The 20,200-nt window shown below is 63.3% G+C and carries 18 protein-coding genes and 3 tRNA genes; 9 read left to right on the forward strand and 12 right to left on the reverse strand.

The annotated features are described in order from the left end of the window. Complete coding sequence (locus PH586_RS01835; protein WP_271346064.1) at window positions 1-1,593, reverse strand: ATP-binding protein; 1,593 nt, start codon at window positions 1,591-1,593, stop codon at window positions 1-3. Next, window positions 1,583-1,819 carry a PP0621 family protein gene (locus PH586_RS01840; RefSeq protein ID WP_271346065.1) on the reverse strand — a complete coding sequence of 79 codons (237 nt, stop codon included), beginning with the start codon at window positions 1,817-1,819 and terminating at the stop codon, window positions 1,583-1,585. The genes PH586_RS01835 and PH586_RS01840 overlap by 11 nt, the downstream gene beginning before the upstream one ends. A 326-nt stretch (window positions 1,820-2,145) precedes the next feature. Between PH586_RS01840 and PH586_RS01845 the strand changes: the two genes are divergently transcribed. Beyond that, a complete protein-coding gene (locus tag PH586_RS01845; RefSeq protein WP_271346066.1) occupies window positions 2,146-3,777 on the forward strand; it encodes an NAD+ synthase in 1,632 nt (543 codons plus the stop codon). A 137-nt stretch (window positions 3,778-3,914) separates the two neighbouring features. Here PH586_RS01845 and pgeF read toward each other — a convergent pair whose 3' ends face one another. Further along, window positions 3,915-4,652, reverse strand: coding sequence for a peptidoglycan editing factor PgeF (gene pgeF / locus PH586_RS01850; RefSeq protein WP_271346067.1), 738 nt, complete (start codon window positions 4,650-4,652; stop codon window positions 3,915-3,917). Then, on the reverse strand, window positions 4,649-5,623 hold the full coding sequence (gene rluD, locus PH586_RS01855; protein WP_271346068.1) for a 23S rRNA pseudouridine(1911/1915/1917) synthase RluD: 975 nt from the start codon (window positions 5,621-5,623) through the stop codon (window positions 4,649-4,651). Before rluD ends, pgeF begins: the two co-directional genes overlap by 4 nt. Window positions 5,624-5,941: 318 nt before the next feature. On the opposite strand from rluD, the gene PH586_RS01860 reads away from it, so the two are divergent. Continuing rightward, a complete protein-coding gene (locus PH586_RS01860) occupies window positions 5,942-6,940 on the forward strand; it encodes an outer membrane protein assembly factor BamD (RefSeq protein WP_271346069.1) in 999 nt (332 codons plus the stop codon). 346 nt (window positions 6,941-7,286) lie between these two features. Next, window positions 7,287-9,851, forward strand: a complete 2,565-nt coding sequence (gene clpB, locus PH586_RS01865) for an ATP-dependent chaperone ClpB (RefSeq protein WP_271346071.1) — start codon at window positions 7,287-7,289, stop codon at window positions 9,849-9,851. A gap of 316 nt (window positions 9,852-10,167) precedes the next feature. On the opposite strand, the gene PH586_RS01870 is transcribed toward clpB, so the two are convergent. Next, window positions 10,168-10,500: a PilZ domain-containing protein gene (locus tag PH586_RS01870; protein WP_271346072.1), complete on the reverse strand. Its 333-nt coding sequence runs from the start codon at window positions 10,498-10,500 to the stop codon at window positions 10,168-10,170. 17 nt (window positions 10,501-10,517) lie between these two features. Beyond that, complete coding sequence (locus PH586_RS01875) at window positions 10,518-12,869, reverse strand: DUF1631 domain-containing protein (RefSeq protein WP_271346073.1); 2,352 nt, start codon at window positions 12,867-12,869, stop codon at window positions 10,518-10,520. Between the two features lie 209 nt (window positions 12,870-13,078). Between PH586_RS01875 and PH586_RS01880 the strand changes: the two genes are divergently transcribed. The 3 genes from PH586_RS01880 (at window position 13,079) to PH586_RS01890 (ending at window position 13,322) form a co-directional block, all read left to right on the forward strand. Next, a tRNA-Asn gene (locus PH586_RS01880) sits at window positions 13,079-13,154 on the forward strand. 10 nt (window positions 13,155-13,164) lie between these two features. Next, window positions 13,165-13,241 (forward strand) — tRNA-Pro (locus PH586_RS01885). Between the two features lie 5 nt (window positions 13,242-13,246). Continuing rightward, window positions 13,247-13,322 (forward strand) — tRNA-Lys (locus PH586_RS01890). A 296-nt stretch (window positions 13,323-13,618) separates the two neighbouring features. On the opposite strand, the gene PH586_RS01895 is transcribed toward PH586_RS01890, so the two are convergent. The 4 genes from PH586_RS01895 to PH586_RS01910 form a co-directional block, all read right to left on the reverse strand. Continuing rightward, a complete protein-coding gene (locus tag PH586_RS01895; RefSeq protein WP_271346074.1) occupies window positions 13,619-14,926 on the reverse strand; it encodes an NAD(P)/FAD-dependent oxidoreductase in 1,308 nt (435 codons plus the stop codon). Window positions 14,927-14,989: 63 nt separating this feature from the next. Beyond that, window positions 14,990-15,163, reverse strand: a complete 174-nt coding sequence (locus tag PH586_RS01900) for a DUF3094 family protein (RefSeq protein WP_271346076.1) — start codon at window positions 15,161-15,163, stop codon at window positions 14,990-14,992. Between the two features lie 349 nt (window positions 15,164-15,512). Beyond that, entirely contained in the window at window positions 15,513-16,007 is a 495-nt protein-coding gene (locus tag PH586_RS01905) for an MOSC domain-containing protein (RefSeq protein ID WP_271346077.1), read from the reverse strand. Window positions 16,008-16,078: 71 nt separating this feature from the next. After that, on the reverse strand, window positions 16,079-16,708 hold the full coding sequence (locus PH586_RS01910; protein ID WP_271346078.1) for a DUF1780 domain-containing protein: 630 nt from the start codon (window positions 16,706-16,708) through the stop codon (window positions 16,079-16,081). Window positions 16,709-17,306: 598 nt separating this feature from the next. On the opposite strand from PH586_RS01910, the gene PH586_RS01915 reads away from it, so the two are divergent. Further along, window positions 17,307-17,999 (forward strand): energy-coupling factor ABC transporter permease, encoded by a 693-nt coding sequence (locus PH586_RS01915; RefSeq protein WP_271346079.1) that lies wholly within the window; start codon window positions 17,307-17,309, stop codon window positions 17,997-17,999. Window positions 18,000-18,166: 167 nt separating this feature from the next. Beyond that, window positions 18,167-18,382: a hypothetical protein gene (locus PH586_RS01920; protein ID WP_271346080.1), complete on the forward strand. Its 216-nt coding sequence runs from the start codon at window positions 18,167-18,169 to the stop codon at window positions 18,380-18,382. A 69-nt stretch (window positions 18,383-18,451) separates the two neighbouring features. Here PH586_RS01920 and yacG read toward each other — a convergent pair whose 3' ends face one another. Then, the gene (yacG, locus tag PH586_RS01925; RefSeq protein ID WP_271346081.1) at window positions 18,452-18,658 is read right to left on the reverse strand and encodes a DNA gyrase inhibitor YacG; all 207 of its coding nucleotides are present in this window, start codon (window positions 18,656-18,658) and stop codon (window positions 18,452-18,454) included. Next, window positions 18,655-19,263 carry a dephospho-CoA kinase gene (gene coaE / locus PH586_RS01930; protein ID WP_271346082.1) on the reverse strand — a complete coding sequence of 203 codons (609 nt, stop codon included), beginning with the start codon at window positions 19,261-19,263 and terminating at the stop codon, window positions 18,655-18,657. Before coaE ends, yacG begins: the two co-directional genes overlap by 4 nt. Window positions 19,264-19,564: 301 nt before the next feature. On the opposite strand from coaE, the gene PH586_RS01935 reads away from it, so the two are divergent. Next, window positions 19,565-20,107: an REP-associated tyrosine transposase gene (locus PH586_RS01935; protein ID WP_271346083.1), complete on the forward strand. Its 543-nt coding sequence runs from the start codon at window positions 19,565-19,567 to the stop codon at window positions 20,105-20,107. Window positions 20,108-20,200: the final 93 nt, after the last annotated feature.

Here is a 20,200-nt window from a genome sequence, read left to right on the forward strand (position 1 = left end):
TCAGCTCAGTTTGCGTGGGTGGGCGAAGGTGATGCGAAAGCAGCTGCCACCGCCGTCACGAGGTTTGTAGTTGAGTCGCGCCTGGTTGCTTTCACACAGTTCGCGGGAAATATACAGGCCCAGGCCGGTGCCTTTGTTTTCCGTGGTGAAGAAGGGTTCGAAAATGTCTTGCAGTTGCTCCGGCGGCACGCCTGGGCCGTCGTCGAGTACTTCCAGGACCGGCAGGTCGCTGCTCGCATCGCGGAACAGTTTCAGCCAGACCTGCCCTTGCGGGTGTTTTTGCGCGCTGTAGCGCAGGCCGTTTTCTACCAGATTGGTCAGTACCTGGGTGAGCTGGTGCGGGTCCATGCGGGTTTGCACGGTGCCGCTCTGGGTTTCCAGGTGGAGTGTCTGCCCCGCTGCAGCCGAGCTGCGGAACTCGCTGGCGAAGCGGTGCAGCCAGTATTTCAGGTCCAGCAGCTGTGGCTCGGCCTGGCGGCGCCGCGACAGCTGCAGGACGTTCTCGATCACCAGGTTCATCCGCCGCGAGTGGTCCTGGATGATCTGCGCCAGGCGCTGGTCCGGGCCGTGCAGGTCTTCCGACTCCTGCAGCAGCTGCGCCGCATGACTGATGGCGCCGAGCGGGTTGCGGATCTCATGGGCGATGCCGGCGGTCAGGCGGCCGAGGGAGGCGAGCTTGAGTTGCTGGGCCTGCTGGGCAATCTGTGAAATGTCGTCGAGAAACACCAGGGTGTGCCGCTCATCGTTGCGCTGCAGGGCTATGAAGCTTGGTTGTAGTACCGGACCGTCGGCAAAGGCCTGCAGACTCGACGGGCGCAGGGTCGGGTTGTGCAGCCATTGCTGCAGGCGCTTGACCAGCTTGGGGCAATGCGGATCGAGGATCTTGCCGCTCAGCGCATCGCGGCCAAGCAGCTGCAGCGCGCCCTGATTGGCCAGCAGTACCCGGTGTTGCTCGTCGAGCACCAGGATGCCGGTGCGCATGCGCTGCAGGATCAGGGCGTTGAGGGTTTCCAGGCTGGCAACATCGGCCGCGCGTTGTTCGGCCAGACTTTCGCTGACTTGCAGGCGCCGCGTCAGCCCCTGCAGGAGCAGGGCGGCAGCAAAGCACAGGGCGCCGAGCGCCCCGGCCTGCACGTATTGGGCGCTGGCTTCCGGACGAGTCAGGCTGAGGTAGAAGGTCAGGTAGATCAGGGCCATGGCGGCGACGGCGGCAATCAGCAGGCCGATGCGTCCGCGCAGCAGGATGTTGGCGATGGCCACCGCGACGATCAGCAGGTTGCCGATCCCGCTGGGTGTGCCGCCGGCGGCATAGAACAGCGCGGACAGCAGGATCACATCGACCAGGGCCAGGCTGAATATCTGCGCCAGGTGCTTGGGCCGCTGGACTGTCACGGCCACCAGAATATTCAGGATCAGGTAGCACCAGCTGCCATAGCGAAACAGCTCGGTGTTGGCCAGCTTCAGCAGTTGAGTATCCATGTCGCTGGATATCAACAGCACCAGCACCAAGCCGATGGTCAGGCGATACAGGTGGTAGAGCCGCAGTACGCGACGGCCCTGGATACCGCTGAGCGCTAGGGCTTCAGCGCTCACCAGGTTTTGGGCCTTGCTTGAGGTGGGCCTGGCTGCAATACCATTGGTCGGCCTTGGTCAGCGCTTCTTCGCGCGGCAGATAAACCCCGCAGTGGGCGCAACGCACCATGGGCGCGGGGTTTTGCCGATTTGGCTCGGAGCGCCGCGCGGGGCGGGTAAAACGCCGCCAGAGCCAGAAAGCGGCGACGATAATGGCTATCCAGAACAGCAGGCGGAACAGGCCCATAACGCTCTCTTCTTTGTTGGAAAGGCAGTTTATTGGAAAGCCTGGCAGTTTAGCCAAGGATGTGGCGTCAGCACAGCGGCTATTCTGCTTCCCGGTTGGCAACAACCATCGGCCAGGTCCCCAGATCGTGCCGCAGGTCATGGATTACCCCGGAGCGGACAGTTCTGCTAGCGCCTGCGGGGTGTCTCTATCGGGTGTTTGGCCCGTGAATGCGTTCGCGCCATGCTTCCCCGCCGGTTAAACCCTATGCTGAGAAGTGGACGGTGCAATGTTACGACTGAGCCGCCGGGCGCAGTCGAAGTGGGACTTATGAGGTGGAGGCAGCCATGAGCCAAACCCTGCGGGTCGTGATGGCCCAGTTGAATTTGCGCGTAGGTGATGTGCACGGCAACGTCGAGAGCATCATCGAGGCGGCATGCAACGCCCGTGATCAGTGGCTGGCGGATGTCATCGTGTTCCCCGAGTTGACGCTCTGCGGCTATCCGCCGGAGGACCTGCTGCTGCGTTCGAGCATGCAGCGGCGTATCGAGCAGGGCTTGCAGCGCCTGCAGGACGACGTCAGCGGCATCTATCTGGTGGTCGGCTATCCCTGGCTGGAGGATGAGCTGCGCTACAACGCCTGCGCGGTGATCGCCGACGGCCAGTTGCTGGCTCGCTACTACAAGCAGAAATTACCGAATTACCGGGTGTTCGACGAGAAGCGCTATTTCCAGCCGGGCAACCAGCCCTGCGTGGTCGATATCAAGGGCGTGGCGGTGGCGCTGAGCCTCTGTGAGGACATCTGGTTCGCCGAGCCGATGGCCCAGGCCCGTGACGCCGGGGCGCGGGTGATGTTGAGCCTGAACGCCTCGCCGTTCCACCTCGACAAGCAGCGCGAGCGCGAAGAGGAGTTGGCCGCACGTGCGCGCGAAGGGGCGATGCCGATCGTCTACGTCAACCAGGTTGGCGGCCAGGATGAATTGGTGTTCGACGGCGGCAGCTGCGTGGTCGATGCCGGTGGCCGAATCAGCCAGCGCATGGCGGCCTTCACCGAGGGCCTGTACCCGGTGGACCTGGTGTGCGACGGCGAGCGGGTCAGCCCGCGCTCGGCCAACTGCGTGCCACTGCCGGAGCTTGAGGCCAGCGTGTATCAGGCGCTGGTGGTGGGCGTGCGCGACTATGTGCGCAAAAACGGCTTCAAGGGCGTGCTGCTCGGGTTGTCCGGCGGCATCGACTCGGCCCTGACCCTGGCGGTGGCGGTCGATGCGTTGGGCGCCAAACGGGTCGAGGCGGTGATGATGCCGTACCGCTACACCGCGCAGATCAGCCTGGAAGACGCCGAAGCCGAGGCCCGTGCGCTGGGCGTGACTTATCGGGTGCTGCCGATCGGGCCAATGGTCGAAGCCTTCATGACCACCCTGGCCCCGGTCTTCGCGGGCCTGCCCCGCGATGCCACCGAGGAAAATCTGCAGGCGCGCTGCCGGGGCACGCTGCTGATGGCCCTTTCCAACAAGACGGGCTCTCTGGTGCTGACCACCGGTAACAAGAGCGAAATGGCGGTCGGCTATGCCACCCTCTACGGCGACATGGCCGGCGGTTTCGATGTGCTCAAGGATGTGCCCAAGACCCTGGTGTTTCGCCTCTGCGAATACCGCAACAGTTGCGCGCCGGTGATCCCGCAGCGGGTCATCGACCGGCCGCCCTCAGCCGAACTGGCGCCGGATCAGAAGGACGAAGACTCGCTGCCGTCGTACCCGGTACTCGACGAGATTCTCAAGCTGTACATCGAGTACGACCTGTCGGCCGATGCGATCATCGCCGAGGGCTTCGATGCGGATACGGTCAAGCACGTGTTGCGTCTGGTCGATCTCAACGAGTACAAGCGCCGCCAGGCCGCAGTCGGTGTGCGGGTCACCCAGCGCGGTTTCGGTCGTGACCGTCGTTACCCGATCACCTCGGGGTGGCAGATCGGCGATTGAGGGGCAGGGCCGGGCGTACGGCGCTGCGGGCGAAGGTAGGGTCGATCAGCGGCAACCCGCCGGCTTGTCTGCCGCGCCGCTGAGCTCCGCTGCGTGGCCTGCGGCGAGCGCCTGCCGGCTGGGGCGGCGTTGAAGGATCAGCTGGCCAGCCAGATCAACGAAGCAAAGCGACCGGTCTGGGCCGTACGGCGGTAAGAGTAGAAGCGCGGGTCGCTGTAGGTGCAGAAACCGCCACCATAGACCGCCGTAACGCCGCGCGCCGCCAGGCGGATGCGGGCCAGTTGATAGATATCGGCCATATAGCGATCCGGGTTGACGCTGGCAACGAAGGCGTCGGCGGCCTGCGGATGCACGGCCATGAACGCGTCGCGCACCTCGGCGCCTACTTCGAAGGCCTGCGGGCCAATCGCCGGCCCGAGCCAGACCAATACGTCCTCCGGCGCCATGGCCAGCGCCTCCAGCGTCGCCTCCAGCACGCCGCCAGCCAGCCCGCGCCACCCGGCATGGGCGGCGGCGACGCGAGTGCCGGCGCGATCGCAAAACAGCACGGGCAGGCAATCGGCGGTCATCACGGTACAGGCGATACCCGGCGTGGCAGTCCAACTGGCGTCGGCTGCCATCACTTCGCCCGGCTCGGCAGGCACCACGGCAACACCATGCACCTGGCGCAGCCAGGCCGGCTTGCAGCCCAGCTGGCTGACCAGGCGCTGGCGGTTCTTGGTCACGGCAACGGGATCGTCCTCGACATGCTCGCCGAGGTTGAAACTGTCGAAGGGCGCGGCGCTGATGCCACCGCTACGCGTCGTGATGCAGGCCTTGACCCAGGCGGGTGCAGGCCACTCTGGCGTCAGCCAGTCATGGGCCCAGCGGCTCACCCGATAAATGCCTCGCGATCCTGACGCAAGAGCGTCAGCAACCAGACGAAGTCATCCGGCAGCGGCGACTGCCACTTCATGCGTTGCCCGGTAATCGGGTGGTCCAGTTCGAGGAAGCGTGCGTGCAGGGCCTGGCGCGGAAACTCCTTGAGGCTCTGCACCATGGTCTGGCTGGCCGCAGGCGGAATGCGGAAGCGCCCGCCGTAGACGGGGTCGCCGACCAGCGGATAACCGACATGGCTCATGTGCACGCGAATCTGGTGCGTACGCCCGGTTTCCAGCTTGACCCGCGCATGGGTATGCGAGCGGAAGCGCTCCAGCACCCGGTAATGGCTGACTGCCGGCTTGCCGCCGTCGCTGACGGCCATGCGCTGGCGCTGCGCCGCACTGCGGCCAATGGGGGCATCGATCTTGCCGCCGGCGGTGATCACGCCGATCACGATGCATTCGTAGATGCGGCTGACTGTGCGCTTCTGCAGTTGATCGACCAGGCGGGTCTGCGCCTCGATGGTCTTGGCCACCACCATCAGTCCGGTGGTGTCCTTGTCCAGGCGGTGGACGATGCCGCAGCGCGGCACGTTGACGATGTCCGGTACGTGGTGCAGCAAGGCGTTGAGTAGCGTGCCATCGGCATGCCCCGCGGCCGGATGCACCACCAGCCCCGCAGGCTTATTGATCACCAGTATCTGGTCGTCCTCAAAGACGATATCCAGGGCGATGTCCTGGGCGATCCACTCGCCCTGGGCCTCTTGCTCGGCGCGCAGCGCCAATAACGCTCCGCCATGCACGATGTCACGCGGGCGTACCACGGCACCATCGACAGTCAGCAGCCCCTCTTTGATCCAGGCAGACAGGCGCGAACGCGAGTGCTCGGCGAACAGTTGGGCGGCGACTTGGTCGAGGCGTTGACCGCCCATGTCAGTGGGCACCTCGGCGTTCAGTTCAATGGTCTGCTTAATAATAGAGGACATGCTCGGCAACGGTGGGGGACCTGTGGGTCGGTTGATGTTTCATTGCACGCTGCATTGCTGCGACAACTTAGCCCAGGCAAGGCGTGGGACGCCGGCGAATGATCGCCACAATAGCAAGCCCCGCGATGCGACCCGGCTGCATTTGCCGCATAACCACCGAAGGTAGTGGCAATATGGCGCGTCAACAGGCCCTACTTTTGGTTTCGGCTACGCGCTTGTGGTTAAATACGGCGTCTTTGCCCCAGGGTCACCAGGGGCGCTCATCATAACAGGACGGCTTTGCTCAAGACAGCCGCCGTCACAGGGACGCAAGCCGCCATGCAAGTGAGACACCTGCTGCTGATCGCCATCCTCGCCCTTACCGCTGCCTGCTCGTCCAAGGACGTACTCGACGAGAACCTGAGCGAGTCCGAACTGTACCAGCAGGCCCAAAGCGATCTGGACAGCAAGAGCTACACCAGTGCGGTGGCCAAGCTCAAGGCTCTGGAATCACGTTATCCGTTCGGCCGTTATGCCGAACAGGCCCAGCTTGAGCTGATCTACGCCTACTACAAGAACGCCGAGCCGGAAGCCGCAAGGTCGGCCGCCGAGCGCTTCATTCGCCTGCATCCACAGCATGCGAACGTCGACTACGCCTATTACGTCAAGGGCCTGGCTGCTTTCGACCAGGACCGTGGCCTGATCGCCCGCTTCCTGCCGCTGGACATGTCCAAGCGCGACCCCGGTGCTGCCCGCGACTCCTATAACGAGTTCGCCCAGCTCACCAGCCGCTACCCGAACAGCCGTTACTCGCCGGATGCCAAGCAGCGCATGATCTACCTGCGCAACCTGCTGGCCGCTTACGAGATCCATGTGGCTCACTACTACCTGACTCGTCAGGCTTACGTGGCGGCCGCCAATCGTGGCCGCTATGTTGTGGAGAACTTCCAGGAAACCCCGGCAGTCGGCGATGGCCTGGCGGTGATGACCGAGGCATACCAGCGCCTGACCCTGGACGAACTGGCCGCGACCAGCCTGGAAGCCCTCAAGCTCAACTACCCGGATCACCCAAGCCTGGTCGATGGCGAGTTCGTGCCCAGTGAGGAAGCCGACAACCGTTCCTGGCTGACCAAGGTCACGCTCGGCCTGATTGAAAGCGATACGCCGCTGCCGCCGGGCGAAACCCGCGCCAATCAGGATGTGGTCCGCCAGTACGAAGACGCCGAAGCGCAGATCCCCGAGGAGCTGAAGTCGGCAAGCGCAGACCAGCCAAGCCAGAAAGCCCAGGGCCGCAAGCGCTCCTGGTTCAGCTACGCGACCTTCGGCTTGTTCGACTGAATACCTGAACAGCGAGACGCAGAATCGATGCCGCGCACTTGAGACAAGTGCGCGGCATTTTTTATGGGCGGAACCGATCCCGCTGCTCCATGGGCTGTCACGCGCCGCCGGCCGTGCATCGTGGTTGATGGGTGCGCCACAACAGCTGGCGGGTTGTCGCCACGCGCCGAACCAAGCGCCATGCGGGCCGTGCCGCCAAAACGCCCATCCACTGCTGGGTATGACCCAGATCAACGTCGCTGCGCTTGAAACTTGCACAATCGTCCTCATCTAGTCTTCATCTCGGCAGGCTTTCAATACAGGGGTGTCCATCGCGCCGGCCTGCTCTTAAAGGAAGGATGACGCAATGCGAATCGACCGTTTAACCAGCAAGCTGCAACTTGCACTCTCCGACGCCCAATCCCTGGCCGTCGGCCTCGATCATGCCGCCATCGAGCCGCTGCACCTGATGCAGGCGCTGCTCGACCAGCAGGGTGGTTCGATCATGCCGCTGCTGAGGCAGGTTGGCTTCGACGTCAACAGCCTGCGCCAGGGGTTGAGTCAGGAGCTCGATCGCCTGGGCAAGATCCAGAACCCTACCGGTGACATCAACCTGTCCCAGGATCTGGCGCGCCTGCTCAACCAGGCCGACCGCCTGTCCCAGCAGAAGGGTGACCAGTTCATCTCCAGCGAGCTGGTGCTGTTGGCCGCCCTGGACGAAGGCACCAAGCTGGGCAAATTGCTGCTCGCCCAGGGCGTGAGCAAGAAAGCCCTGGAGAACGCCATCAGCAACCTGCGCGGCGGCGACGCGGTGAACGACCCGAATGCCGAGGAGTCCCGTCAGGCGCTGGACAAATACACCGTCGACCTGACCAAGCGTGCCGAGGAGGGCAAGCTGGATCCGGTGATCGGCCGTGACGACGAGATCCGTCGCACCATCCAGGTGTTGCAGCGTCGCACCAAGAACAATCCGGTGCTGATCGGCGAGCCGGGCGTGGGCAAGACCGCGATTGTCGAAGGCCTGGCCCAGCGCATCGTCAACGGCGAAGTGCCGGATGGCCTGAAGGACAAGCGCGTGCTGTCGCTGGACATGGGCGCATTGATCGCCGGGGCGAAGTTCCGCGGTGAGTTCGAGGAGCGCCTGAAGGCGGTGCTCAATGAGCTGGGCAAGCAGGAAGGGCGGATCATCCTGTTTATCGACGAAATCCACACCATGGTTGGCGCCGGCAAGGCCGAGGGCTCCATGGATGCCGGCAATATGCTCAAGCCGGCCCTGGCGCGTGGCGAATTGCATTGCGTCGGCGCCACCACTCTGGACGAATACCGCCAGTACATCGAGAAGGACGCCGCCCTGGAGCGCCGCTTCCAGAAGGTGCTGGTCGATGAGCCGAGTGAGGAGGACACCATCGCCATCCTGCGTGGCCTCAAGGAGCGCTACGAGGTGCACCACAAGGTGGCAATCACCGACGGTGCGATCATCGCCGCGGCCAAGCTCAGTCACCGCTACATCACCGACCGGCAGCTGCCGGACAAAGCCATCGACCTGATCGACGAGGCCGCCAGCCGTATCCGCATGGAGATCGACTCCAAGCCGGAGGTGCTCGATCGTTTGGAGCGCCGGCTGATCCAGCTCAAGGTCGAAGCCCAGGCGTTGAAGAAAGAAGACGACGAAGCGGCGATCAAGCGCCTGGAAAAACTCAAGGAAGACATCGCCCGGCTGGAGCGCGAGTACGCCGACCTTGAAGACATCTGGAAGGCGGAAAAGGCCGAGGTGCAGGGCTCCGCACAAATCCAGCAGAAAATCGAGCAGTCGCGCCAGGAGCTGGAAACCGCGCGGCGCAAGGGTGATCTCAGCCGCATGGCCGAACTGCAGTACGGCATCATTCCGGACCTGGAGCGCAGCCTGCAGATGGTCGACCAGCACGGCAAGACCGAGAACCAGCTGCTGCGCAGCAAGGTCACCGAGGAAGAAATTGCCGAGGTGGTGTCCAAGTGGACCGGTATCCCGGTATCGAAGATGCTCGAAGGCGAGCGCGACAAGCTGCTGAAGATGGAAGGCCTGCTGCACCAGCGGGTGATCGGCCAGAATGAAGCGGTGGTCGCCGTGGCCAGTGCGGTGCGGCGTTCGCGCGCCGGGCTGTCCGACCCGAACCGGCCGAGCGGCTCCTTCCTGTTCCTCGGCCCGACCGGGGTGGGCAAGACCGAGCTGTGCAAGGCCCTGGCCGAGTTCCTCTTCGATACCGAGGAGGCGCTGGTACGCATCGACATGTCCGAGTTCATGGAGAAGCATTCCGTGTCGCGGCTGATCGGTGCGCCGCCCGGTTACGTCGGCTACGAAGAAGGCGGCTACCTGACCGAGGCCGTGCGCCGCAAGCCTTACTCGGTGGTACTGCTGGACGAGGTGGAGAAGGCGCACCCGGATGTTTTCAATATCCTTTTGCAGGTCATGGAAGATGGCCGCCTGACCGACAGTCATGGGCGTACCGTCGACTTCCGGAATAGCGTGATCGTGATGACCTCCAACCTCGGCTCCGCGCAGATTCAGGAGCTGGTCGGTGATCGCGAGGCGCAACATGCAGCGGTGATGGATGCGGTGAGCAAGCATTTCCGTCCGGAATTCGTCAACCGCATCGACGAAGTGGTGGTGTTCGAGCCGCTGGCCCGTGAGCAGATTGCCGGTATTGCGCAAATCCAGTTGGGTCGCTTGCGTCAACGCCTGGCCGAGCGCGAGCTGAGTCTGGAACTGAGCGACGAGGCCTTGGACAAGCTGGTCGCCATCGGCTACGACCCGGTCTACGGTGCGCGGCCGCTGAAGCGGGCCATCCAGCGCTGGATCGAGAACCCGCTGGCGCAGTTGATCCTCGCCGGCAAGTTCGGCCCTGGCAGCACCGTCACCGGCACAGTCGAGCACGACGAAATCGTCTTCGTCTGAGTGCGCCGCAACATCAACGCCCCGTCACGGCCAGCGCCGTGCGGGGCGTTTTTTATAGGTTTGCGGCTTGGCAGTGAGCCTTGCAGGCACGGCTCTTGTGGGGTGGGGCATAGTGATGGGTATCGAGGCGCTCATCCTACGCTGCCCGCACGATCCTGCAGGTGGCGGTCAGGGCTTTTTGTAGGATGCGGTTGAGCGAAGCGATACCCATCAATCGGTTGCCCATCCGCCGGATTTATTGGTTTACCGCAGATCGCTGTGATGGGGATCGCTTCACTCATCCTGCGCGGCCCGCACCAGTCTACGGGGGTAGCACTTAAAGATGCTTGAGCAGCACCTCCAGTGCGGCGGACTGGTCGGGTTCCAGGTCGATGATGTGGAAGCCGGCCCAGCAGTGTTGGCCGTCGGCGCCGGGGCGGCTCCATAAGCAGTCGACGTTCAGCTGGATCTCGCCGACGCCTTCGATCACCTCTTCGCTGACCAGTCGGCATGCGACCAGGCTGTCCGCTCGGTGCGGCTTGTCGCTGAACAGCATGAAGCCATCGGCAGAGAGGTCAGCCACCCGCCCGAGGCGTTGTCCGGTATGCAGTTCAAAGACTTCCAGCTGCAACTCGGTACTGCGACGGCTGTGCTGACGACGATCGTCCATGGAGGCTCCTTGGCGGGCTAGCGGGGTTTGCTCGTGCGGCCGCTAATGCGTTGCAGTACACGATAAATGGCGTTGAGGGCACGATCCACCAGCGGCGCATCGCTTTCGGCTGGAACGATGCGGGCCAGGCCCTGTTCCATTTCGGTGGCCAGCAGGGTCAAGGGTTTGATCGCCGCCCGTTGGCCGCTGTGATCGACAAACATGTAATTGCGCGTAGTCGGGCTGAACCAGGAGAGCTTGAGCTGGTGGGGTTGATTGTCGGTGAGAAATTCGAACCAGGTGCCGAATTCGATCTGGCTCAGCTCCCGGGCGAATTCCTGCGCGCGGGCCGATAGGCCGGACTCACGGGGCGCCAGAGTGGCGAGCAAGGCGTCCTCGCCGAGCATGGCGCCCAGCGCGCTCGGCGGGAGCTGTGGGGCGAAGGTCTCGGCGAGTTGCGGTTGCTTGGCCTGTGCGGCGTATTGGCAGGCGACCAGATCCTGCAGCAGGCGGCGAATGCCGTCCTCGTGGTAGCCCCCGAGCAGTTGCAGGCCTTTGCGCAAATCATCCAGCAGTGCCACGCGCAACGCTTGCAGTTGTTGGCGGCCATTTTCATCCAGCGGCGTGCCGCTCCAGGCCAGTTGCTCGGCCACTTCACCGGCGCGTTGCCACTCGCTGCTGTTCTCGCTATGACGCAGCAGGGTAAAGACCAGGACGTCGGTCCAGGTCAGCTCGAGAAAGTTGCGAATGATCGCGGGTGTCTGGCGTTGGTTCAGGCAGCGGGCAATCACGTCCATGGCCTGCTGGCGGGCGCCAAGCAGCTTGTCACGGCCCTTGACGGCTTCCACGGCGCGGCGTTCGAGCAGTTCGACCTTGTGCTTGAGGGTGGCGGTATAGGCGTCGAATTGTACGAGGAGTCCCTCGAACAGCAAGAGATCGCCGCTGTCGGCGCCGACCACCTGCTCCACCACCCACTTCATCTTGGCCAGCAGGGCGCGTTCATTGGTCTCGCCGCCGTAGAGCACGCCTGCCTGGGCCATGCTGTTGAGCAGGCGGCGCGCCGGATGCTGATGCTGAGTGAACAGCGCCTTGTCTTGCAGCGCCACTTTCAGATAGGGCGTGTGCAGGTGGGAGAGGGTGGTCTTGTAGCTGTCGATCAGGCAGGTGTCGTCGAGGATAAAGTCAAACAGCATGCCGACCAGGTCGATCACGTCGGCCTCCTGCTCCGACAGCTTCTGTTGGCCCGGGCGTTGGCTGAAGGCTTCCAGTTGGCGCTGCAGGTCGACCTTCAAGCCTTCGACCTGCTGCGGGCTATGCAGGCGCTGCGCCAGCTCTTCGGCAGACTGGCGCTGCATGCGGTTCAGGGCGTCGAGCAGATCGCTGGCGCTGTAGGTGCTGGTGGCGTTGCGCGGGGCAAAACTGGCAATGCTGCGTGTGCCGCCGAGCAAGGGCGCGTCAACATCGCGCTGGCGATGCTCGCCGAGCAGAGCGGCCAGACCCTGCAGCAGGGCTGTCGGGTTGCTCGGGGGCGGGCCATTGAGGTCGAGCGGCAGTGGCGGGGCTGAGCTATCGGGTGGGCTTGTCGAGGGGGTGGCGCGGGCCCGGGTCGGATCGCTGGCTGGCCGTTGCGGCGTGGCAGTGGCGGCGTTGGGTGTCTTGTCCGCTCGTTTGGGCTCGGGGGCGCGCTGGGCGCTGAACTTGAGCGTGGGCAGTACGCCTGCGTCGATCAGGCGCTGGTTCAGGGCACTATATACAGTGTCCAGGCTGAGCATCACGTACTTGTCGAACAGGCGGTAGAGGATGGCTTTGATCCGCAACGGCAGCGGGCTGGGCGCCAAGGCCTGGCGAAAGGCCTGGGCAATCATCTGCGGACCGAAGGGATTGTTCTCCTCGATCAGTTGTTTGCCATTGTTGAGCAGGGCCAGGCGCTGCTCCAGGGCGAACAGTTGTTGCGTGCAGCGTGATTTGACCTGGGCGATCATGGCGGTGATCAGCAGGCTTTCCTCGTACTCCTCGTCCTGGACCAGGGTGAGCTGTTCGGCATCCAGTTTCGTGGTGCTGGGCGCCGGCTTGAGCTTGCCATCGAGAAAGTCGGAGAAATTCTGCGCGATGGTCTGGTGGTAGATTCGTTCGATCTGCGGCCGCTGCTTGCGAATCTCGCGCATGCTGTCGAAGAACAGGGTTTGCACCTGATTGTTCTCGGCCCTTTCCGCGCACTCGAAGAGGGTGTCATCGATTTGGCCGAAAACGCTGGTCAGTTGCTCTGCCAGTCGATTCATCACCAGGGTGCGACAGCTCTGCACTAGCTCGCCAAAGCGAGGCTGAATGCCACGGCTGGCGAGGGTCTGTGCAATTTTTGGCGTGTTTGGTGGTATGTCCCGGCTGCTCATGGACTTTCCTGATTTAAGCCGTGTGGCGTACATCCTGCGCTGATCAGACTAAAGGAAGATATAGCAGGCACGCCACTCACGTGCAAAGCATTGTCATAAAAGCAATTTAAGGGGTTGACAGACGGCTGCGGAAACGTAAAATGGCGCGCCTCAGACACGGGAAACGGTTCACGCCGAAGCCTAGTAGATGAGAACTGAAAGCACGAAGTTCCGCGATAGCTCAGTCGGTAGAGCAAATGACTGTTAATCATTGGGTCCCAGGTTCGAGTCCTGGTCGCGGAGCCAATCTTTCAATCGGGGTATAGCGCAGTCCGGTAGCGCGCCTGCTTTGGGAGCAGGATGTCGGGAGTTCGAATCCCCCTACCCCGACCATTTTTGGGTCGTTAGCTCAGTTGGTAGAGCAGTTGGCTTTTAACCAATTGGTCGTAGGTTCGAATCCCACACGACCCACCATTTTCACCTGCAGTTGCTTGCAGCGTTGAATCTTAAGGTTGAGATGAGATGTTCATCGTCAACCATAAAGGAAGCGCCCTCCGGGGCGCTTTTTTTATGGGCGCGATTTGTCATGGGCTCCGCGACGAGAGCAATTCGGCGATATGTCCGGGAACCGTAGGGCGGCATCGGAGCGCAGCGACAACCCGCCGGATTTGCGCCGCGCCTATAAACCCATGGTGCACTGCCTGCGGCGAGTGACCCTGCGGGAGCGCAAGGGCTGACGAATGCATCTGCCCCGGCGCCCCGCATATCGATCAGTGCAGCTTCAGGCGTGGCTCGGTGCTGCGGCCGATGCGGTCGCTGAGCATCAGCAGCAGCGTGCGCAACGGGCCGTACAGCGCCATCTGGTGCATGCGGTAGAGCGAGACATAGAACACCCGCGCCAGCCAGCCTTCGAGCATCACACTGCCGGTGAGGTTGCCCATCAGGTTGCCGATCGCCGAAAAACTCGACAGCGAGATCAGCGAGCCGTAATCGCGGTAGCGGTATTCCGGCAGGGCTTGGCCCTGGCCGTCGATGCGCAGTTTCAGCGACTTGACCAGCAGCGAGGCTTGCTGGTGAGCGGCTTGGGCGCGTGGCGGCACGTTGCGTCCTTCGCTGTCGGGTTGCGGGCAGGCGGCGCAGTCACCGAAGGCGAAGATATTGTCGTCGCGGGTGGTTTGCAGGGTAGGGCGCACCTGTAGCTGGTTGATCCGGTTACTTTCCAGGCCATCGAGGTCCTTGAGGAAGCCAGGCGCGCGAATCCCTGCGGCCCAGACCTTGAGGCTGGCGGTGATGGTGTCGCCCTGGGCGGTGTGCAGGGCATCGCGGGTCACCAGGCTGACCGAGGCGTTGGTCATGACCGTCACACCGAGGTTTTCCAGGGTCTTGTGCACCGGCTTGCCGATCCGCTCCGGCAGTGCCGGGAGTACCCGGGGGCCGGCCTCGATCAGGGTAATGCGCATGTTTTCCGGGTGGATGCTGTCCAGTCCATAGGCCGCCAATTGATGCGCCGCATGGTGCAGTTCGGCTGCCAGTTCCACGCCGGTGGCGCCGGCACCGACGATGGCCACATTGATCTGCTCGGTGGTATCGCTCTGGCTAGCGTGGGCGCGCAAATAGTGGCTGAGCAACTGGCTGTGGAAGCGCTCGGCCTGTTCGCGGGTGTCGAGAAACAGGCAGTGTTCGGCGGCGCCCGCGGTGCCGAAATCGTTGGTGGTGCTGCCGACCGCGATCACCAGGCTGTCGTAGCCCAGTTGTCGCTCGGGCACCAGCACTTCGCCACGCTCGTCGAGCGTGGCGCTGAGGGTGATGCGCTGCTCGGTCCGGTCGAGCCCGGTCATGCGCCCGAGCTGGAACTCGAAATGATTCCACTTGGCCTGGGCCACGTAGTTCAATTCGTCTTCCGAGGAGTTCAGCGAGCCGGCGGCCACCTCATGCAGCAGCGGTTTCCAGATGTGCGTCAGGTTGGCGTCGACCAGGGTGATCTTGGCTTTGCCGCGTTTACCCAGAGTTCTACCCAGGCGGGTAGCAAGCTCCAGGCCGCCGGCACCGCCGCCGACGATCAGGATTCGATGGGACATTGATTACTCTCACAAGGCTTGGAAAAAAATTCGTTAAGTCTTGCTGGGCGAGCGCAAAGCAGCTCATAGCACCAGGCGACTCAGAAGGCGGCTCAGCAGGCCCAGGGCGATCACCGTGCCGACAATGATCAGCAACAAGCGCCACACCTTGAAGGGTTGACGTTCGACTTGATGTTGCGGGGCACTCAGATACTGGTCGACGAGTTTTTGATCGTCGGGACTCAGGCGGCTGGACATAGAAACCTCGAAGGATCAGACCCTGGGGGAACCCTGCGGTTCTCGGTCGGCCTGTGGATGGTGGCTATTTTAGGGTCTGTTGCCATTTCGATGCTAGCCGCGTTGCTGCGCCAAATGGTGCCAGGCAAGGCGTAGGGTGCCGGTAATAGTCGCTCCCTTGCCAAGCCCTACAACGACGCCTGGCGCCATTTGGCGCGCAACCCAAAGGGACGAGCCTGTTTTTGCGCGGTGCTGCGTTTCTCGTCGCTGATTTGGAACAACCAAACTACGCTCCTCGAGCCTTGCTCCGTGCAAAAACAGGCTCCGTCGCGGCCGTATCGAAACGGCAACAGACCCTATGCCGTGGCGTTCACAAGGGCTCAACGCACAGGTCGTCATTCAGGCGGATAATTCCGCCTTGCAATACCCGGGCGGTGATGCCGCCATGGCCGCGCACCGCCTGGAAGGTGCCTGGCCCCAAGCGCTCTTCGAGCCGCGCACAGGGCTGGCACCAGCCGGTGGTTTCCAGCACGGCCTGGCCGATGCGAAAGCGCCGGCCCTTGAGGCTGAACAGGTTGATGCCACTGATGGCGATATTACGGCGCAGATCCTGCGGCTGGATCGGTTGGGTGGCGTGGCGGCCCAGCAGGGCGCCGATCACCGCCAGGTGTTCCCACTGGATCAGCGTGACCTGCCGCGCATTGCGTGGCCCGGGCCGGCTGTGATCGCCGGTCAGGCCGGCTTCGCGGCGCGCCTCCACCGCATCCAGTTCGAGCATGGCGCCGCGCGAGGCGGGGCGCACGCCAATCCAGCGCACCTGGCCTTGTTGCGGTACGGCCGCGAGCAGTTGTTGTAATGGACTCATGGCGGAAGAGTGTCTCTCGCGTGCGGTTATCGGGTGGGCCGGGTCGCAGGGCGGTTCAGCGTCTCGGCTCATCACAGGCTGATGCCGACATCGAACAACACGCTGCGGCCGAGGTTGCTGCGCAGAAACTCTGGCGCATCGGGGTGGGCAAACAAGACTCGCGCGAAAGTCGGGCCGACCAGCGACAGCGAACGCCAGCCCTGACGCAGGAACTCGGTGGGCGGCGGGAAGTGGCTGTTGAAATCGGGGATGGCGCGTTTCAGGCTGACGAACGCCAGCATGTCCAGTTCGCCAAGGTCGAGGCCGCGTTCACTGTAGTTGTGGGCTTTCTTGCGCAGGGTCGGGGTCAGGCGTGCCTGCAGTTCGGCGGCCCCGATACGCCTGGGTTTGGCTTCGCGCTTTACCAGTTGGCTGAGCGAGAAGGCGCTGCGTCGGCGTTCCAGCTCGGCGCGCCACTCCTCGGTCAGGCGCCGGCCTTCGTCGAGCACGAAAAACACCTCGAAGCTGGCATCGCGAAATAGTACGTCCGGTGGTTCCTGCTCGGCCGCGCTGAACTCCTCGAGTCGGTGGCTGACGTTCAAGGCTTGCAGCAGACGCTCGCACACCCAACGCTCACGCTCCCACTTGCGGGCGTTGGAAAGGAACGTATTAGCCTGCTCGGCCTGATGCGTGAGCAAGCGCAGATAGTCGGAATCATCCATGCATACAGCTTAGCCCGCAGTCGTGGGGGCTTGGTACCCCTTGGTTGCATGCGATGTCTCTTGCTTTGGTGGTCCGGGCAACATTCCGGGTCTAGGGCGGTGAGGGCGGCGTTCCGTTTGGAGCGTAGGGCGGCTTCGGCGTGCAGCGGCAACCCGCTGGCTTTTCTGCCGCGCCGATGAGTTACGGTGCACTGCCTGCGGCGAGTACACCCTACAGGTCGCAAGTCATCCCAGATCAGGCCGATTGCTACGGATCGAAGGCGGTCCGGGCGGCGTTCCGTTTGGGGCGTAGGGCGGCTTCGGCGCGCAGCGACAACCCGCCGGCTTTTCTGCCGCGCCGATGAGTTACGGTGCACTGCCTGCGGCGAGTGGCACCCTACAGGTCGCGATTCAGCCCAGATCAGGCCGATTGCTACGGATCGAAGGCGGTCCGGGCGGCGTTCCGTTTGGAGCGTAGGGCGGCTTCGGCGCGCAGCGACAACCCGCCAGCTTTAGTGTGAAGTGGCCGGGCGTTGCGCTTCGCACGCGATGTTTTTTCGCCGCCTGAGCTCAGGTGTAGACTGGCTGCGTTGATCGTTCAGGGGGTGGGTGCTGACCAATGATTGCTGCCGAACTGCTCTCACCCGCCAGCCAGGTCATCGGCTGGGCACTTTATCTGCCGCTGCTCTTCTGGGCCGTGGGGCGGGCGCCGTGGCTGGAGTTGTTCAGCGACCTGCGGCGTCAGCACCTGGTCTTCGGGACGGTGCTCGCGCTGTTTGTGCTGTGGCTGGTGCGCCGCGATTTCGATTCGGGGCTGTCATACCACATCATCGGCATGACGGCGGTGACCCTGCTGCTCGATTGGCCGCTGGCGATCCTCGCCGGGTTTGTCGCCCAGCTCGGCATGCTCCTGTTGGGCCGCCAGGACTTGGCCGCACTGGGCGTCAACGGTGTGCTGCTGGTGCTGATTCCGGTGCTGGTCACCGAGCTCTGTGCGCTGCGGGTCGAGCGCGCGCAGTCGCGCAATCTGTTCGTCTACATCTTTTTCAGCGGCTTTTTCCCCGCGGCCCTCGCTGCCTTGCTCTGCATCCTGGTCGGGCTGGGGCTGTTGTGGGTCGATGGCCTGTTTCCGATGCCGCCGTGGCTCGGAGACTTCGTCGGCTACCTGTGGATGGTGATCTTCCCCGAGGCCTTCATCAACGGAATGATCGTCACCGCGCTGGTGGTGTTCTACCCCGACTGGCTGGAAACCTTCAATCGCACGCGCTACCTGGCGGCGCCCTGGAAGGACGACAACCAGTCGCGTGGATGACCCAGGCTTCAGCAAACTGATGGGCGTGGCTGTCTTGACCCAGATCAACAGGCCGGATCACCAGCCTGCCAGGCTCTATCGATGAAGCGGGGTGGTCGGGCAGCGATCCGTTTCAGCCCACCAGCACAATCACCTCCCCCTACGATGACAGCAGCGGAGACAATCTCATGGGTGTACACGAGTGGGCCAAACAGCAAATCGAACACAACCTGCAGCTGGCGCAAGAGCAGGGTTTCGACCCCGCGCTCAGCCTGCGCGCCTTGCTCGGCGCCGTGGTGGAGCGCAGTCGCGCTGGGCGCGATGCCGAGGATCTGGCTGCCGAACTGCAGTTTCTTGCCGATAACCTGGACGATGAGCGCGACTACGGCTTCATGCGCCCCTGATCCTCACTGCACCACCCCAGGATCATGACGCCGCTCGCGGCATGGGCTAGTTGGTGCGGCGCCAGCCTATCAGTGCCGGCGCGGCGGCTGCTCCAGATCGCTGGAGAACAGTTCGTCTTCCTGGTCGCCGCCGGGGATGGCGTGTTCTTCCGAGGCCCAGGCGCCGAGGTCGATCAGTTTGCAGCGCTCCGAGCAGAAGGGCCGTTGCGGGCTTTGCGGGCCCCATTCGACCGGCGCGCCGCAGGTAGGGCATTTGACGATGGTGAGTTGGCTCATGGTTGGCCTCCGCGCAGGGTCAGGTAAAAGTTGTGCAGGCGTTCGACTTCGCTTTTCAGCCAGGCCAGGTCGCGATCATTGAGCAGCACGTCATCGGCATGCTGCAGGCGTTGTTCGCGGCTGGCCTGGGCCTTGAGGATCGCCTGCACCTGTTCGGCCGAGCTTTGGTCGCGCTGCATGGCGCGCTGCACTTGCAATTGCTCGGGTGCATCGATCACCAAGACCCGCTGGGTCAAACGCTGTTGGCCGGACTCGACCAAGAGCGGCGACACCAGAATCGCGTAAGGCGACTCGGCGCGCGCCAGATACTGGCTGATTTCCTGGCCGATCAGCGGGTGCAGCAGGGATTCCAGCCAGTGCCGTTGCTCGGGGTTCTGGAAAATTAGCTTGCGCAGCGCAGCGCGATCCAGTCGCCCGTCAGGCTGCAACACCCCTTCACCGAAGTGCTCGACGATCTTGGCCAGCGCCGGCGTGCCCGGCTCGACCACCCAGCGCGCCGCATGATCGGCGTCGACCAGATGCACGCCTTGCTCGATAAAGTGTTGGGCGACTGCGCTTTTACCGCTGCCAATGCCGCCCGTGAGGCCAAGAATCCAGGGTTTCATCTTCGGGTGCGGCTCTCGTTGGCCATAAACAGGGCAACAATTGTAGAGCAGGAGCCGGCGCCCTGGCGAATCGGCCGGCCGATCGCGGCGACCGCAGATCGTCGTGATGGGTATCGCGTCGCTCAAGCCTACGCGGCCCGCACCATCCTACGGACTGGCAGCCGCAGGGCTTTTGTAGGATGGCGTTGAGCGCAGCGATACCCATCAATCGGTTGCCCAGCCGCCGCGATCTCCATCATTCAATCAACCCACTTGCATCGACTACACTGGCCCAGCCCTACCCTGCAAAGGACTGCAGCCCATGACCGCTTACCGTCGGGATAACACGCCGGGCGCCACCTGGTTCTTCACCCTCAATCTGGCCGATCGACAGCGCGGTTTGCTTACCACCCAGGTCGACCTGCTGCGCGCCAGCTTCGCCAAGGTGATGCAACAGCACCCCTGGCGTATCGACGCCATCGTCATTCTCCCGGACCATCTGCATGCCCTGTGCACCCTGCCGCCCGGCGATGCCGACTTTGCCGTGCGCTGGCGGCTGATCAAAACCGGCTTCTCCCGAGCCTTGCCCGGCGGCGAACAGATTTGCGCCAGCCGCCGGGGCAGAGGCGAGCGCAGTATCTGGCAACGGCGTTATTGGGAGCACCGCATCCGCGATGACCAGGACTTCGCCCTGCATGTCGACTACATCCACCACAACCCACGCAAACACGGCCACGTACAACGAGTAGCCGATTGGCCGTGGTCGTCCTTCCACCGCTATGTGCGGGAGGGTTTGTTGCCCGAAGATTGGGTCGGAGGCGATGACCTGGACAGTCAATACGGCGAGCAGCAATGGCAGGATTGATCGTTTGCAGGCAGCCGATTGGCAGTCACCCCGTTTTGTAGGATGTGGCGGGCCGCGTAGGATGCGGTTGAGCGCAGCGATACTCATCGACCG

The sequence above is a fragment of the Pseudomonas aestuarii genome, assembly GCF_027988105.1.
Lineage (GTDB): Bacteria > Pseudomonadota > Gammaproteobacteria > Pseudomonadales > Pseudomonadaceae > Aquipseudomonas > Aquipseudomonas aestuarii.